Here is a 14,646-nt window from a genome sequence, read left to right as displayed (position 1 = left end):
ATCTGCGGATCAGGATTTGCGTGGGACCTTCGGCACGGTTCCGGGGCGTTTGCCGGGGCGCGACGCCACCGCCGTCGCAAGCTCGCCGTCGGCATCGCCCCCGCCGGTTGAATCGTCCTCGTCCTCGGAGGGAGCGTCGTCGAAGTCCGGTCCGTCGGCTGCGACCTTCACCTGCTTTTTTGACCGGGACGAGCGCTTCGGTTTGGGCGGAACCTCGTCGGCGATCGCCTCCAGCTTCAGCTGTTTGCCGCCCTCGTCCGCTTCGACCACGGTGACCTTGACCGTGCCACCGCGCTTGAGCTTGCCGAAGAGCACTTCGTCCGCCAACGGTTTCTTGATGTGCTCCTGGATGACCCGGCTAAGCGGACGGGCACCCATATTCTCGTCATAGCCCTTGTCGGCCAGCCACGCGACAGCTTCCGGCGCCAGCTCGAATGTCACCCCGCGATCTGAAAGTTGTGCCTCGAGCTGCATGACGAACTTTTCGACCACCTGATGAATCACCGGGGTCGGCAATGCGCCGAACGGAATGATCGCGTCGAGCCGGTTTCGGAATTCCGGCGTGAACAAACGATTGATCGCCTCCTCATCCGCTCCGGTCCGCTTGGAATGTCCGAAGCCGATATTGGCCTTGGCCATCTCGGACGCCCCGGCATTGGTCGTCATGATCAAGATCACATTGCGGAAATCGATCTGCTTGCCGTTGTGATCGGTCAGCTTGCCGTGATCCATCACCTGCAGAAGGATGTTGAAGAGGTCCGGATGGGCCTTCTCGATTTCATCCAGAAGCAGCACGCAATGGGGATGCTGGTCGACGCCGTCGGTGAGCAGCCCACCCTGATCGAAGCCGACATATCCCGGAGGTGCGCCGATCAACCGCGAAACGGTGTGGCGTTCCATATATTCCGACATGTCGAAGCGCAGCAGTTCCACGCCGAGCGCTGAAGCAAGCTGGCGAGCGACCTCGGTCTTGCCGACGCCAGTCGGACCCGAGAACAAATAGGAGCCGATCGGCTTGTCCGGCTCGCGCAGGCCGGCCCGGGCCAGCTTGATCGCCGAGGCCAAGCCATCGATCGCCGCATCCTGGCCATAGACCACCCGTTTCAGCTGAGCATCAAGATGTGCCAGAACAATTTCGTCATCCTTGGAGACGGCCTTGGGCGGAATGCGGGCCATGGTCGCGACAGTCGTCTCGATCTCCCTCACCCCGATCTGTTTCTTCCGCCGGGATTCGGGCAGCAGCATCTGCGAAGCGCCGGTCTCGTCGATCACGTCGATGGCCTTGTCCGGCAGCTTGCGGTCGTTGATGTAGCGTGCCGACAATTCCACGGCCGACTTGATCGCGTCATTGGTGAACTTCACCCGATGGAAGTCCTCAAAATAGGGCTTTAACCCCTTGAGGATCGATACGGTGTCGTCGATCGACGGCTCCTTGACGTCGATCTTTTGGAAGCGCCGGACCAGCGCTCGGTCCTTTTCGAAGAACTGGCGATATTCCTTGTAGGTTGTCGAGCCGATGCAACGGATCGCGCCCGACGACAGGGCCGGTTTCAAGAGGTTCGATGCATCCATCGCGCCGCCGGACGTCGCTCCGGCGCCGATCACTGTGTGAATCTCGTCGATGAACAAAATGGCGCCCGGATACTCCTCGAGCTCCTTCACCACCTGTTTCAGACGCTCCTCGAAATCGCCGCGATAGCGGGTTCCGGCCAACAGCGTTCCCATGTCGAGGGAGAAGATCGTCGCATCGGCCAGCACGTCCGGCACGTCGCCTTCGACGACACGCTTGGCCAGACCCTCGGCGATCGCCGTCTTACCAACGCCCGGATCGCCGACATAAAGCGGATTGTTCTTGGAGCGCCGGCACAACACCTGGATCGTGCGGTTGATTTCCTCGGCGCGGCCAATCAGCGGATCGATCTTGCCCTTGCGCGCCTTCTCGTTGAGATTGCTACAATACGCGGTCAGCGCATCCTGGGGCGTCTTGCGTTTGCCTTCCTCTTCCTGACCGACCGTCGATTGCTCGTCCTCCATGCCTCGGATAGGCCGGCTTTCGGTGACGCCGGGGCGCTTGGAAATTCCGTGCGATATGAAATTGACCGCGTCGTAGCGGGTCATTTCCTGCTCCTGCAGGAAATACGCGGCATGGCTCTCGCGCTCGGCGAAGATAGCGACGAGCACGTTCGCCCCGGTCACTTCTTCGCGACCCGAGGATTGCACATGGATGACCGCACGCTGGATCACCCGATGGAACCCCGCGGTGGGCTTGGAGTCCTCGTCGTGTCCGGTCACGAGATTGGCCAGTTCGGTGTCGATGTAAGTGGTCAGATTCCTGCGCAGGATATCAAGGTCGACGCTGCAGCCATGCATGACCGCCGCTGCATCCTTGTCTTCCAGGAGCGCCAGCAGCAGGTGCTCCAGGGTCGCGAATTCCTGTCGCCGCTCGTTTGCGAGTGTCAGTGCCTGATGCAGCGATTTCTCTAGGCTCTGCGAAAATGTCGGCAAGCTTCACCTCAGTTCTTTTCCATCACGCATTGCAGCGGATGCTGATGTTGACGGGCGAAATCCATGACCTGCGTGACCTTGGTCTCCGCTACCTCGTAGGTAAAGACTCCGCATTCGCCGACACCGTGATTGTGCACATGCAGCATGATCCTGGTGGCTGCCTCGCGATCCTTCTGAAAGAACCGCTCCAGAACGTGAATGACAAACTCCATCGGAGTGTAATCGTCGTTCAGAAGCAGCACTCTGTAAAGGCTCGGCTTCCTGGTTTTGGGCTTCGTCCGCGTAATCACGGACGTCCCACGCTCGGTATCGCCCTTACCGTCCCGACCAGCCTGAGCCTTGGCGGCAAAGTCTTTGGCGCGGGTCGGACAGGGATCTTCGCTCAATTCAGCCACCATCATCATCGCATCGTATGTATGTGCCGGCGCGGGGATTTTAAGGCGGCCGGCACCCAGGGAAAAGCATCATTACGGGTCGGAGTCGTTTGCAAGTCGTCGGCGCGCAGATGACAACGCAAAAAGGCCCGACGAACCCGCCGGGCCAATTCGACTTACTGGGTGGGGCTTGAGCCGTCCTTGCGGGCGGGTCACATGCGCGAAATCAGGCTGCGGCCTTCTTTTCCACGGGCTGGGCCGCCAGCTTGGCAGTGCGGCTTCCGGCATCCGTGGCATTCATGGCCGTCTGCTCGAAAGGTTTGTAGGCCTGCTTGGCAATGTCGGCGTAGATTTCGCCCATCCGGGTCGCCTGGGAGACCCAGCTCTGATAGGCGATCTTGGCGTAGTCTGTCTGCAGCTCGATTCCCTTGTCCAGCGTCTTGATCTTGAACAGCTTCTCCAGCATCTCGGCCTGCTGCTCATAGGAGCGCTTGGTGAAATCATTGGTCTCGGCCGCGATCTGCTGAAACCCCTTGGTCACGGCGGATGCCGACTTGATCGCGTTGTCCACGGCTTCCTGAGTGATCTTGCTGGCGTCTTCGTAAACGTTCATCGTATGATTCCCTAAAATTGGCGGTCGCTCAGCGGAGCGGTCGCGAATCGTCACGGTCCGCGACCAATGCTCGCCCCAACATATTGCGATGCACCATAAATTCAAGCGGGACATTGCGGTGCGAAATGCGCTTCCGGCAGGTCGCCCCGGTCGATCGATTGCGACCCGGCGTTCAAACAATTCGGCAACCATAAACCGATTGGTAAGTCGGCCGGATTACGCTCTTGGACAATAAGCCGACGTTGTGTGCGTGGGATTGCGATCGCCCCAGGGCGTGGTCCTTTCCTGCCTACCCCGTCACGTGATGCCCGAGTGAGAGAGTTGCCGCGTGCGTAGCCAATTCGACGGACTCAAGACCGCCGCCAGAAAACTGACCAGGATGATTGTCCTCGCGGCCATGGGGGCGGGCCTTTCACTGACCCATGCCGCCGGTGCCGACGCCAATCCGAAATATGCCGGCTTCGTCATCGATGCCAACAATGGTCAGGTTCTGTATTCGGAGAATGCCGACGCGCCGCGGTATCCCGCGTCGCTGACCAAGATGATGACCCTGTACATGACCTTCGACGCCCTCAAAAGCGGGCGGATCTCACTCGGAAACCAGATGCCCGTCTCGTCCTACGCGGCTGGCCGCCCGCCCTCGAAGCTCGGTTTGAAGACCGGGTCCACGCTGACGGTCGAGGAAGGTATCTACGCGCTCGTCACCAAATCCGCCAACGACGCCGCCGTGGTCATTGCGGAATTCCTTGCCGGGTCGGAATCGACCTTCGCTGAGCAGATGACGGCGAAAGCGCGCAGGATCGGCATGCGAGCGACGACGTTTCGCAATGCCAACGGGTTACCGGACAATGCGCAGCGAACTACGGCTCGCGACATGGCGACGCTCGGCATCGCGCTCAGGGAGCATTTTCCGGAATACTACAAATATTTCAGCACGCGCTCCTACAGCTTTCGCGGACGTCGGCTGGGCAATCACAATCGCGTCCTCGGGCGTTTCCAGGGAACCGATGGCATCAAGACCGGCTATATCAACGCCTCCGGCTTCAACCTCGTCAGTTCGGTGGCTCGGGATGGCAAGAGACTCGTCGCGGTCGTGATGGGAGGGCGTTCAGGGCGATCCCGCGACGACCACATGGTCGAACTCCTGAACCGCTATTTCCCCAAAGCCAGCACGCGCGGCACCGGCCCGCTAGTCGCTTCGCGCTCGTCTGGAAACGCCGTTGTGGCGAAATTGCCGGCGCGCGGCCCCCTTCCCGATTCCCGACCTGTCGTCCCGACGTCGATCGATGAACGCATCGCGCTCGCCTACGGCTCGGAGCCGGCGGCCGCGATCGCCCGTCTGCCGGAACCGCGGAGCCGGCCGCTTCTTGGAAAGGACGCGCTGCGTGCCGCTCTCGTTCAAGAGCGTCCGGCAACGCGGACGCCGTTCCCCGAACCGAGCCGCAGCATTCCGGCGGCTTTCGGTATTCCGCTTCCGCCGGCAGCGATTCCGGGTGGCAAGGATCTCGATCCGACCACCACCGGTTCGGTCGTAGCCAGTGCCGCGCCTGCATCGGCTCCTAGCTCTCCTTGGGTGGTGCAGATCGCCGCGACGCCCGGTGCCGAACAGGCTATGGCCATGCTCGGCGAAGCCAAGAACAAGGTGGGCGGACCCCTGTCCTCAGCGAAACCATTCACCGAGACCGTCAAAAGCGGCTCCCAGACGCTCTATCGCGCTCGGTTCGCTGGCTTTTCCAGCAAGGACGAGGCCTGGAGTGCCTGCGCCGCACTGAAGCGCAACGCCTATAATTGCTACGCGGTCGCCAACTGAATCGAGAGGGGTGGCGGCCCCGCCACCGGCCATCATCCCACGATTTCCCTGTGTTGCGTATAAAGGGTTCCGTTATGTCGACCGAGCAAAGCAGATTAGGTCTCGTCCCATCAGAACGTCAGCAGGTCCGAACTGCCTCGACAGGGATGCATCCACTGCAACAGGCAGCGATGCGTCTCGTCGACGTCCGCGAGGGACGCTCCCGCCTCAAGGCAAAGGACCTCGTCGGCCTGCTTCTGTCCCATGGCGCTCGGGCTTGGCGTGCGTCACAGCCGATCTGCTACAGTCGCATCAAGGCGGCTGGTCCCTGTGGGGCACCGGCGGTCAGGCTTCGCTTCCGTTGATCGCAAGCCGAAGGCCATGATGCCCGCCCTAACGACTACAGAAGTCCCAACTCCATAAGCTCCCGGCGAAGATCCGGCGGAAACTGCTCCTCTCCCGAAGCCGCAGGGGAAATGTCGGACGGCACGTCCTCGGGTTTGAAATAGCGCCATCCCTGAAAAGCGCGCCGAGGCTGCCAGACAGTGCGCACAAGCACCGGTTGCAGCACGATGTGGCACCGCTTGATGCCCTCGCCGTCGGTAAACGGCCGGATGGCAAGAATCGGCTGGCGCACCTGAACCTGCCCCTTGATCACCCAATAGAGCGAGCCGCCAGCGACGATGTCGTCGACTCGCGTCGGGGTCATGCGGGTCGTGTGGGTCTGCTCGGCCGGCATTCCCTCACCGCGCGCCCTGGCGAGATGGTTTGCCAGATGTGCCTCGAGCTCCTCGATGCTCTCGACGCCGACGCATAGTTTGATCAGATGCAGAGCCATATGTTCGCTTCTCGAGGCAATCCCCGCCCGCCGTCAAGGCCATACGGCGGCAAATCGTCCCCAGCGCGAAACAGGACGCGGTCGGATTGGAAATGCGGTGCCTCCGAACCGGGATACTTACGGGGAACAGAGAAACGTGGGTGTCTCCCGCACCCATTTCGCACTCATCGACCGGCGGCCCCCTGACTGCACGCCCGCGCCTGCCGACAAGGCGCGAACAAAAACGACCCCGCGATCGTATCACAGGGCCGCTTCTTCTGGAATTTCGAGTGAAGTGCCTTTGCCGGCTCGCTCCAGCCGCGTCGTCAGTTGGCTGCGATCGCGATGGTCTCGGGGACGCTGAAGAGGAAACCGAGGACCAGTAATGCGGAGAAGATCGAAACCGTCCAGACGGTTACGCCCCAGCACGACTTGCGCACGCTGTCATCCATGTGAAAAACAATCCTGATATGTGAAACTGGCGAACCGCTTATCGACCCCCGTCCGACGATCCGCAGGGATTAAATATCGGTTAAACCTCGCATCCACAAGATGTCTTTTTCTAAAATTTTCGCCGGTACATATTGACCAGCCAGCCTTGCCTCGGCCTTGACGGATCGCTTCTGTAGGTGCCTGTCCCGATTGCGCCGGCCGCAACGTCCCTGCCAGGCGCCGCGCCGGCATTTGCACGAAACGAGGAGAGATGTGGCTGATGGTGATCGAAGCAACCGACACAGCCGCACTGGTGATTTTCCTGATCGTGTGGATCGGCTACAGCTGGTTCACCGAGCGCGGCCCTCTCGCCGGGCGAGGCCTGTCGAGCGCCATCAACCAGCAGCGGGAGCGCTGGATGCGGGTCATGTTCCGCCGTGATCTGCGGATGATCGACACGGCGATCATGGCTGGGTTGCAGCAGGGCACCGCGTTCTTCGCGTCGGCCTGTATTTTCGCCATCGGTGGGAGCTTTGCCATGCTTGGCTCGGCCGAGCGTATCGCGGTCATCGCCTCAGATCTGCCATTCTACGGTCGGCTCGACCGGGCGTTGGTCGAGTTCAAGCTGCTTGGGCTGGTGATGATCTTCGCCTACGCGTTCTTCAAGTTCGGCTGGGCGTATCGCCTGTTCAATTATTGCTCGATCCTGATCGGCGCGATTCCGATGCATGCCGATGCAGAGGCGAACCCCGCCGAAGCCGAACGAGCCGTCGTGCGTGCGGCGCGGCTCAACCAGCAAGCCGGCCTGAATTTCAATTCCGGGCTGCGGGCGATCTTCTTCGCGCTGGCCTATCTCGGCTGGTTTCTCGGCCCGTATGCGCTGTTTCTCACGACCTTCCTGGTCCTCATGATCTTGGCCAACCGCCAGTTCTTCTCACCCGCGCGAAAGGCGTTTGCCGATTGACCGACGCTCCCGCGCCGTTCGCGAAACCCAACTCAGCCGCCATCATCAACGCGATCGAGGCCGCGATCGCATCGCGTGGCGATAGCAAAAGCGTCTGTCCATCCGAAGTGGCGCGTGCGCTGGTCGGTTCGGACGAGAAACTCTGGCGCCAGTTGATGAAGCCGATCCGGGCCGAAGCGGTCAAATTGGCTGATGCCGGCCGGCTCGAAATCCGCCGCAAGGGCAAGACCGTCAATCCGCGTGATTTCCGGGGCGTCTACCGTCTGGCCGCGCCCCGCTCGGCCGATGACTGATTCATTAAGGCATTTTGCGTGACCGTGCGCCTCCGGCTCAGGTTCCTGGGCTGGGTATGAGAGCATTGGTGCGCCCAGCGAGGCGATAGGCCAGGAGCCCGAGATACTCGCGGATCGCGAAATGCACCTTCTCCAAGTTTCGGGTTGTGGCGCTCGACGGGCGCCACAGCGCGGTGCCGGACGGCGTACGATAATCGACCGGATAGGGCAGTGTCGGGAACTCGGCGACTCGGAACGACCCGACCGCGCGCGGCATGTGGTAAGCAGACGTTACCAGCAGCCAGACCTCGCCCGGCTTCGGCTGCGCGAGTTGCTTGGCAAAAAGCGCATTTTCGTAGGTGTCGCGCGCCCTGCTATCGAGCGCAAGGCGATCCGCCGCGAGACCGAGCGAGAGATAGAGGTCGCTGGCCGCCTCCGTCTCCGGGATATCGTCTTCGAACACGGCGGCGACGCCGCCACTGTACAGCACCTTCGCATCCGGATATCGCCGCGCGAGGGCTAGGGACGCCGTCACCCTGTCGGCGGCCTCATTGAGTTCCGGCTCGCCGCGAGTGCGGGCCACGCGGGTGTCGAATGCGCCGCCGAGGACGACGATCCCGGCGATCTCATCCGGCAGCTCCGGACGCGGAAAGCGATTCTCCAGGAATGCCGTCATCAACAAGCCCGCCGGCGTCAGACTGCTGACGGCCAGCGCGATGGCCGCGAGCGAATACAGCGTCGCGGCGATCCGGCGATAGCGCAGCCGCCAAGCAAGGAGACCGATCGCTCCAAGAAGCAGGATGGCCACCAATGGCTGCAGAACGAACCAGCCGAGCTTGGCGAGATAGAAGAACAGGGTCGACCTCCGGGCCTGAGTGAGGATGCGCCACCCTCATATCAGAAGCCGCCGACCCGTGTACCCTCGTCGGCCTCCGGCCAGCCCTCACGGTTCCGCGGTTCCGCGGCCTGCATCACCGGTCTTTTCGACCGTTTTCACCGTGACTGGCGTGCGCATGATGATCTCGCGATGAGGGAACGGAATGCCGATTCCGTTTGCCTTGAACGCATCCCAGAGCGCCAGAAGCACCTCGCCCTTGACGTTGGTGAGACCAGCCTGCGGATCGCGAATCCAGAAGCGCACGACGAAATCTATGGAGGAGTCGCCGAAGCCGGTCATCCAACAGACGACACCCTTGTGATTGACGACCCGTTCGAGCGCCGCGGTCGCCTCTTTGGAGATCCGTATGACCTCGTGCGGATCGGAATCGTAGGAGACGCCGAATTCGACATCGATTCGCACCAGATCGTTGGAGAACGACCAGTTGATCACCTGGTTGGTGATGAAGTCCTCGTTGGGGATCAGATATTCGCGCCCGTCCCGGGTCACGACGGAGACGAACCGCGCGCGCAACTCGCGAATCCAGCCGAAGGTGTCGCCCAGCGAGATCGTGTCGCCCGGCTTGATCGACCGGTCGGTCAGGATGATGATGCCGGAGATGAAGTTCGAGACTACCTTCTGCAGGCCGAAGCCGAGACCGACGCCGATTGCGCCGGAGAAAATCGTCAACGCCGTCAAATCGACGCCGGCCGACGCGAGCGCCACCGCCAGTGCCAGCAGAATCAGGCCGATCTTCAGGAATTTGCCGATCAGAACCCTTAGAGTCGGCGTCAGCTCCTCGCTGCGCTGAACGCGCGTATCCAAAAAGTTTCCTGCGGTCGATGCCAGCCAGAGCGTGACGGCGAGGACCACGATGGTCTTGATGACGAGCAGGGCGGAAATGCGCGATTGGCCGACGGTCAGGGCGGTCTGGTCGAGCACATCGGCAACCGGGCCGATGAGATCGAGAATGGAGAGCGCCGCCAGTCCCCAGGCGACGAAAGTGATCATGCGGGACAGGAGCCGGTTGCGGACGATCCGCGAGGCCACGGCGATGACGAGATAGGCGAGCGCGAGATCGAAGACGATGGCGACGATCTGGGAGCGTGGACCGCCCGCGGCCGCATCGAGGAGCTTGGCGCCCCACAGGAGCAGGACGAAGAACACCAAGCCCATCCGTCGGCGAATGGCGGCAATGATACGCAGAAACCTTGGGGCGCCTTTGATCTTGCGAACCTGATGTTCGATCGATACGCGCGACAGACGATCGAGCAGCCAGGCGAATGCGAGACAGGCGATGACGATCGTAATCTGCAGAAGTGACGAGGGCTGGTAGAAAAAGCCGAAAAGGTCCCGGCTCCACTCCATGACATCCGCGCCGATCCGCCGCAGCGCCCGTTCGTCCATCAGGCGCGATCCCAGTTCGGTGCAAAGGACGGATCCACCAGCCGCTCGCGGCGATGGGTCAAGGCCGTGATCGCCTCGTGCTCGGCTTCCGTGAGGGAGAAATCGAAGATGTCGATGTTCTCCTTCAGCCGATCGGGATTCGACGTCCGTGGAATCGCACCGACGCCGTCCTGCTCGATCTCCCAGCGCAGGACGATCTGGGCCGACGTCTTGCCATGCCGCTCGGCCGCCTCACGGATCACCGAATTGCCCAGAAGGTCGCCCCCCTGGCCAAGCGGCGAATAGGCAATCATCGCCATGTCATGCCGCCGACAGGCCGACAGGACGGCGTCCTGGCTGAGAAAGGGGTGATATTCGACCTGATTGCAGGCGAGTGGCGCTGCCGACATCGCGGCCGCCTCGTCCAGCATCGCACTGGGAAAATTCGCCACGCCGATATGCTTGGTCAGTTCCTCGCCGATCGCCGCGTTCAAGGCGTCGATCGATTCTTCCAGCGCGATTTCGTGGTTCGGCCAATGGATCAGCAACAGGTCGACCGTCCCTATATTCAGCGCTTCGACGGCCTTTCGCGCGGTCGGCACCAGGTCGGCTTCGCCAATGTCCGTCCACCAGACCTTCGTGGTCACGAACAATTCTTCACGTTCGATGCCGCTTCGGCGAATGCCTTCGCCGACCTCCTTCTCGTTCCCGTACATGCGGGCCGTGTCGAGATGGCGATAGCCGGCATCGATCGCCTTCGCCACCATATCGACGCAAGTCTCGCCTTCGAGTGTATAGGTTCCGAAACCGATCGCGGGGATGCGCGCGCCGTTCGCCTCGATGATCTTCATGAATCGCCTTCCCAAGGTAGATGGCCAAATCCGTCCGGTGGCCTCCCCCAACAAGATAGGCGACTCGCAAGGGTGTCCAGCGTCGAGGAATCTGCGTGTCCCAGTCCATCAATCCGACCAGCCGCGGTCGCATCGAATTCATCGATATCGCGCGCGCCGTCGCGCTCTTCGCCATGGCGATCTATCACTTCGCCTGGGATCTGGAGTTCTTCAACTATGTCGAGCGCGGGCTAACCGGTTCGGGTGGCTGGAAAATCTTCGCGCGCACCATCGCCTCGAGCTTCCTGTTCCTGGTCGGTGTCAGCCTGGTGCTCGCCCATGGGCGGGCGATCCGTTGGCGTCCCTTCCTGATCCGCCTGGCGCAGGTGGCCGCTGGCGCCGTGGCGATCACGGTTGTCACGCTTTTCGTCACCCCGAACAGCTTCGTCTTCTTCGGCATCCTGCAACTGATCGCGGTCGCCAGCCTGCTCGGGCTGCTGTTTATCCACCTGCCCTGGCTTGTGACCGCGTTCGCCGCCGCAGTGATAGTCGTCCTGCCTTTCGTGATCTCCCACCCTGTCTTCGACCCGAAGTGGCTCGCCTGGATCGGCTTCTTCGAGGCTCCACCGTTTTCCAACGACTTCATCCCGGTCTTCCCATTCTTCGGTGCCGTTCTGGCAGGCATCGCGGCGGCGCGCTTCGCCCTCGTCCACGGCGTCTTCGATCGATTGCGCGGCTGGAATTCATCGCTCCGCCCGATGTGGCGACTGGGCGTCCTCGGTCGCCATGCGCTGCTCTTCTATCTGCTGCATCAGCCGATCCTGTTCGGTATCGTCTTCGCCGTCGCGCAACTCGCGCCAGCGGATACGCAAGCCGTGTTCCGTGCCGATTGCCAGCGGGCCTGTCTGGCCGAACGCGACGCCGCATTCTGTGAGCGCTATTGCGGCTGCGCGGAACGAGAGTTGCGCGCGCAGGGTCTTTTCGACGCCCTGATGGGAGGCGGGCTGGACGACGCGAAGATGACCCGAATCCGGCGGATCACCAACCAGTGCTCCTTCGAGCAAACCGAATAACGGGGCCGGCGCCATATGAAGCGTTAGCTCGCGCGGGCGCCCTGCCCCACGCTGAGTTCGGCCATGCGGGTCAGGCAAGCCTCCTCGGCGGCGTCGAGTTCGCGCAGCAATTCGTCGATGTCGCGACGCTTCTGTTCGAGTTCACGCCTCTTGTCGCCGACACGCCGAATGATCGCCTGCAATTGCGCGGCCTCACCGGGCGGGCTCTTGTACATGTTCATGATGTCGCGGATGTCGGCGATCGAAAAACCGAGCCGCTTGCCGCGCAGGATGTTCTTGAGCAATTGCCGGTCTGAGTGTCGGAACAGCCGCGTCCGGCCACGCCGGATGGGCGAGATCAGACCTTCATCCTCATAAAATCGGATCGTGCGGGTCGAGATGTCGAACTCGCGCGTGAGCTCCGTGATCGTATAGTAGTCACGCATATGCGATCCGGTTCCTGCCTCGTATGACCCGCATTTCTTGAATACAGATTTACGTCAAAGTCAATTGCGGCTCTCAACGAATGGCAAGGCCGCAGCCTGACCGCCGGGTCCGGAACGTCGTTAGCCAATGTTGAACCACCAGGCGGCAAGCCCGAGAAACGCGAAGAAGCCAACGACGTCGGTAACCGTGGTCACGAACGTGCCGGAGGCGATGGCCGGGTCGGCGCCCAGCCTATCGAGCACCAGCGGGATCAGGATTCCGGCGAGCGCGGCGGCCAGCATGTTGATGACCATGGCCACCGCGATCACCGTGCCGAGTCCGCGACTGTCGAACCAAATAGCCGCCACCACGCCGATGATCATCGCGAAGATCAAACCGTTGAGCAGCCCGACCAGAGTTTCCCGTCGAATGATCCGCCCGGCATTGTGAAAGTCGATGTCGCGCGCGGCCAAGGCTCGAACGGTGACGGTCATGGTCTGGGTGCCGGCGTTGCCGCCCATCGAGGCGACGATCGGCATCAAGACGGCAAGCGCCACCATCTGCTCGATCGTGGCATCGAAAAACCCGATGACGAGTGAGGCGAGGATCGCCGTCGCGAGGTTGATGAGCAGCCAGGAGAAACGCGAACGCGCGGCGGTCAACACTGTATCGGAGATTTCCTCGTCGCCGACGCCGCCGAGGCGCTTGATGTCCTCGTCGGCCTCTTGCTGCATGATATCGATGACGTCGTCGATGGCGAGAACACCGACCAACCGTTCATTCGAGTCCACCACGGCGGCTGAGGGAAGATCGTATTGCTCGATGACCTGCGCCGCCTCTTCCTGGTCCATCTCGGCCGGGATCGCGTGGCGCGTCTCGTGCATGATGTCTTCGATCTTTTCCGGTCGCTTGGCGCGCAGGATGCGGTCGAGATCGACGGCGCCTTGCAGCTTGAAGCTCGGGTCGATGACGAAGATCTGGGCGAAGGATTCGGGCAAATCCTCCTCCTCGCGCATGTAGTCGATGGTCTGGCCGACGGTCCAGAAGGGCGGCACCGCGACGAACTCGGTCTGCATGCGGCGGCCGGCCGATTCCTCGGGATATTCGAGCGAGCGCCGCAGCCGAATCCGTTCGCGAAACGGCAGACGTTCGAGGATCTCCTTGCGGTCCTCTTCGTCGAGGTCCTCCAGAATGTAGACGGCGTCGTCGGATTCCAGCTCAAGGACCGCCGCCGCGATCTGCTCGTTCGGCATCGCATCGACGATGGAGAGGCGGATCGCCTCGTCGACCTCGGTGAGCGCCGTATAGTCGAACGCGTCGCCCATGAGCCGGACGAGCGCCTGGCGGTTGTCGTTGTCCAGCGCTTCGAGAAGATCGCCAAGCTCGGATTCGTGAAGCGGGCTGATTTCCTCCCGCAGCGTCTCGGAGTCGCCCGCCGCGATCGCTGTCTCGACGCGCTCGCGGAACTCGCGGGCAACGAAGCCGTCCTCGTCGTATAATTCCGACCGAGCATCGGCTTCGGGGGCACCTTCGTCGAGCCGCGTATCAGCCATGCACACTCCCTCTGCAGCGGAAACATTCGCATCCGCCGAAAAGCGGGACCGTCACCCGAGCGTTTAGATCATATCCGATCCCTTCGGAAGCGGCGGTATTTCCGCGCTCGGCCACATCATCATCTGCGAAGAAAAACGAGGGAGTAAACCTTTGGCGCATGCAGGTCACGCGTTCGCCGGGTCGTGTCCCATGTGGCGGTGTAGCCAGGCTGGTTATCTGCGACGCCGACGAGTGCATCAAGGCGCCGTCGCCCGTGTACGCGCCACGACCTGGCAACGCTGCCGGGGTTCACTTCCAAAGAATCGCACTGGCCCATGCCGGCAACAGCAGCCGGCGCGTCGCCACTACCTTCACACCGAACGACCATGCCGATGCCAGCAAGCAATGGCGCCAAGTTGCCGACCAGATACGCGGCAGGTTACCGAAACTGGCCAATCTCGTGGACGACGCCGAGGAGGATGTCCTCACCTACATGACTTTCCCGCCGCAGCACCGCGCGAAATTACGCAGTATAAATCCGATCAAGCGGCTCAACGGTGAGATGAAGCGGCGCACCGACGCCACGAGCGCATGCAGCTGGGACACCATGTTGTCACCCGTCGACGTGCGCGGCCTGACCGCCGAGCAGCGCCGCGTCGGACGCCGGGCAACGTCGAACGGGAACGAATCGGCGCCAAAAGTTGGAACTCCGGCTCAAAGTTTCAACTCGCCGAAATCGGCCTCGCAGCTAAGTATTTGATTTATTTAGGGGCTGT

At 61.9% G+C, this 14,646-nt stretch carries 15 protein-coding genes; 5 read left to right on the top strand and 10 right to left on the bottom strand.

The genetic code is table 11. The annotated features are described in order from the left end of the window. Nucleotides 1-9 precede the first annotated feature (9 nt). From clpA to ING15_RS16705, 3 genes are all read right to left on the bottom strand, one after another. Nucleotides 10-2,505: an ATP-dependent Clp protease ATP-binding subunit ClpA gene (clpA, locus tag ING15_RS16715; protein ID WP_206455978.1), complete on the bottom strand. Its 2,496-nt coding sequence runs from the start codon at nucleotides 2,503-2,505 to the stop codon at nucleotides 10-12. 8 nt (nucleotides 2,506-2,513) lie between these two features. After that, nucleotides 2,514-2,906: an ATP-dependent Clp protease adapter ClpS gene (clpS, locus tag ING15_RS16710; protein WP_232845835.1), complete on the bottom strand. Its 393-nt coding sequence runs from the start codon at nucleotides 2,904-2,906 to the stop codon at nucleotides 2,514-2,516. A 199-nt stretch (nucleotides 2,907-3,105) separates the two neighbouring features. Continuing rightward, nucleotides 3,106-3,492, bottom strand: coding sequence for a phasin family protein (locus ING15_RS16705; protein ID WP_206455977.1), 387 nt, complete (start codon nucleotides 3,490-3,492; stop codon nucleotides 3,106-3,108). Nucleotides 3,493-3,820: 328 nt separating this feature from the next. On the opposite strand from ING15_RS16705, the gene ING15_RS16700 reads away from it, so the two are divergent. After that, complete coding sequence (locus ING15_RS16700; RefSeq protein WP_332873852.1) at nucleotides 3,821-5,302, top strand: D-alanyl-D-alanine carboxypeptidase; 1,482 nt, start codon at nucleotides 3,821-3,823, stop codon at nucleotides 5,300-5,302. A gap of 379 nt (nucleotides 5,303-5,681) precedes the next feature. Here the strand turns inward: ING15_RS16700 and ING15_RS16695 are convergent, their stop codons facing one another. Together ING15_RS16695 and ING15_RS19775 are read right to left on the bottom strand one after the other, a co-directional pair. Then, nucleotides 5,682-6,119 carry a DUF1489 family protein gene (locus ING15_RS16695; RefSeq protein ID WP_206455976.1) on the bottom strand — a complete coding sequence of 146 codons (438 nt, stop codon included), beginning with the start codon at nucleotides 6,117-6,119 and terminating at the stop codon, nucleotides 5,682-5,684. Nucleotides 6,120-6,424: 305 nt separating this feature from the next. Beyond that, complete coding sequence (locus tag ING15_RS19775) at nucleotides 6,425-6,550, bottom strand: hypothetical protein (RefSeq protein ID WP_269812755.1); 126 nt, start codon at nucleotides 6,548-6,550, stop codon at nucleotides 6,425-6,427. Between the two features lie 260 nt (nucleotides 6,551-6,810). On the opposite strand from ING15_RS19775, the gene ING15_RS16690 reads away from it, so the two are divergent. Both ING15_RS16690 and ING15_RS16685 read left to right on the top strand, forming a co-directional pair. Further along, the gene (locus tag ING15_RS16690) at nucleotides 6,811-7,494 is read left to right on the top strand and encodes a DUF599 domain-containing protein (protein ID WP_206455975.1); all 684 of its coding nucleotides are present in this window, start codon (nucleotides 6,811-6,813) and stop codon (nucleotides 7,492-7,494) included. Continuing rightward, entirely contained in the window at nucleotides 7,491-7,787 is a 297-nt protein-coding gene (locus tag ING15_RS16685) for a DUF3253 domain-containing protein (RefSeq protein ID WP_210348932.1), read from the top strand. The genes ING15_RS16690 and ING15_RS16685 overlap by 4 nt, the downstream gene beginning before the upstream one ends. A gap of 37 nt (nucleotides 7,788-7,824) precedes the next feature. On the opposite strand, the gene ING15_RS16680 is transcribed toward ING15_RS16685, so the two are convergent. The 3 genes from ING15_RS16680 to ING15_RS16670 all read right to left on the bottom strand — a co-directional run bounded on the left by ING15_RS16680 (nucleotide 7,825) and on the right by ING15_RS16670 (nucleotide 10,880). Further along, the gene (locus ING15_RS16680; protein ID WP_332873851.1) at nucleotides 7,825-8,574 is read right to left on the bottom strand and encodes a YdcF family protein; all 750 of its coding nucleotides are present in this window, start codon (nucleotides 8,572-8,574) and stop codon (nucleotides 7,825-7,827) included. 135 nt (nucleotides 8,575-8,709) lie between these two features. After that, a complete protein-coding gene (locus tag ING15_RS16675; RefSeq protein WP_206455974.1) occupies nucleotides 8,710-10,050 on the bottom strand; it encodes a mechanosensitive ion channel family protein in 1,341 nt (446 codons plus the stop codon). Beyond that, nucleotides 10,050-10,880, bottom strand: coding sequence for an aldo/keto reductase (locus tag ING15_RS16670; RefSeq protein WP_206455973.1), 831 nt, complete (start codon nucleotides 10,878-10,880; stop codon nucleotides 10,050-10,052). The genes ING15_RS16675 and ING15_RS16670 overlap by 1 nt, the downstream gene beginning before the upstream one ends. An 89-nt stretch (nucleotides 10,881-10,969) precedes the next feature. Between ING15_RS16670 and ING15_RS16665 the strand changes: the two genes are divergently transcribed. Then, nucleotides 10,970-11,932, top strand: a complete 963-nt coding sequence (locus ING15_RS16665; RefSeq protein ID WP_206456018.1) for a heparan-alpha-glucosaminide N-acetyltransferase — start codon at nucleotides 10,970-10,972, stop codon at nucleotides 11,930-11,932. Between the two features lie 23 nt (nucleotides 11,933-11,955). On the opposite strand, the gene ING15_RS16660 is transcribed toward ING15_RS16665, so the two are convergent. After that, complete coding sequence (locus ING15_RS16660; RefSeq protein WP_206455972.1) at nucleotides 11,956-12,357, bottom strand: MerR family transcriptional regulator; 402 nt, start codon at nucleotides 12,355-12,357, stop codon at nucleotides 11,956-11,958. Nucleotides 12,358-12,477: 120 nt separating this feature from the next. Further along, complete coding sequence (gene mgtE, locus ING15_RS16655) at nucleotides 12,478-13,890, bottom strand: magnesium transporter (RefSeq protein WP_206455971.1); 1,413 nt, start codon at nucleotides 13,888-13,890, stop codon at nucleotides 12,478-12,480. On the opposite strand from mgtE, the gene ING15_RS16650 reads away from it, so the two are divergent. Beyond that, nucleotides 13,782-14,630 carry a transposase gene (locus ING15_RS16650; protein ID WP_408628705.1) on the top strand — a complete coding sequence of 283 codons (849 nt, stop codon included), beginning with the start codon at nucleotides 13,782-13,784 and terminating at the stop codon, nucleotides 14,628-14,630. The genes mgtE and ING15_RS16650 overlap by 109 nt on opposite strands. Nucleotides 14,631-14,646: the final 16 nt, after the last annotated feature.

It is taken from the genome of Aurantimonas marina (assembly GCF_017183135.1).
In the GTDB taxonomy this organism is placed as follows: domain Bacteria; phylum Pseudomonadota; class Alphaproteobacteria; order Rhizobiales; family Rhizobiaceae; genus Aurantimonas; species Aurantimonas marina.
This window is presented reverse-complemented; position numbering and strand designations above follow the sequence as displayed.

Excerpts from the sequence above, each read along its gene's own strand:
- clpS (WP_232845835.1), bottom strand. The coding sequence starts at position 2,906 with ATGATGGTGGCTGAATTGAGCGAAGATCCCTGTCCGACCCGCGCCAAA.
- ING15_RS16705 (WP_206455977.1), bottom strand. The coding sequence starts at position 3,492 with ATGAACGTTTACGAAGACGCCAGCAAGATCACTCAGGAAGCCGTGGAC.
- ING15_RS16695 (WP_206455976.1), bottom strand. The coding sequence starts at position 6,119 with ATGGCTCTGCATCTGATCAAACTATGCGTCGGCGTCGAGAGCATCGAG.
- ING15_RS19775 (WP_269812755.1), bottom strand. The coding sequence starts at position 6,550 with ATGGATGACAGCGTGCGCAAGTCGTGCTGGGGCGTAACCGTCTGGACG.
- ING15_RS16690 (WP_206455975.1), top strand. The coding sequence starts at position 6,811 with ATGGTGATCGAAGCAACCGACACAGCCGCACTGGTGATTTTCCTGATC.
- ING15_RS16675 (WP_206455974.1), bottom strand. The coding sequence starts at position 10,050 with ATGGACGAACGGGCGCTGCGGCGGATCGGCGCGGATGTCATGGAGTGG.
- ING15_RS16670 (WP_206455973.1), bottom strand. The coding sequence starts at position 10,880 with ATGAAGATCATCGAGGCGAACGGCGCGCGCATCCCCGCGATCGGTTTC.
- ING15_RS16660 (WP_206455972.1), bottom strand. The coding sequence starts at position 12,357 with ATGCGTGACTACTATACGATCACGGAGCTCACGCGCGAGTTCGACATC.
- mgtE (WP_206455971.1), bottom strand. The coding sequence starts at position 13,890 with ATGGCTGATACGCGGCTCGACGAAGGTGCCCCCGAAGCCGATGCTCGG.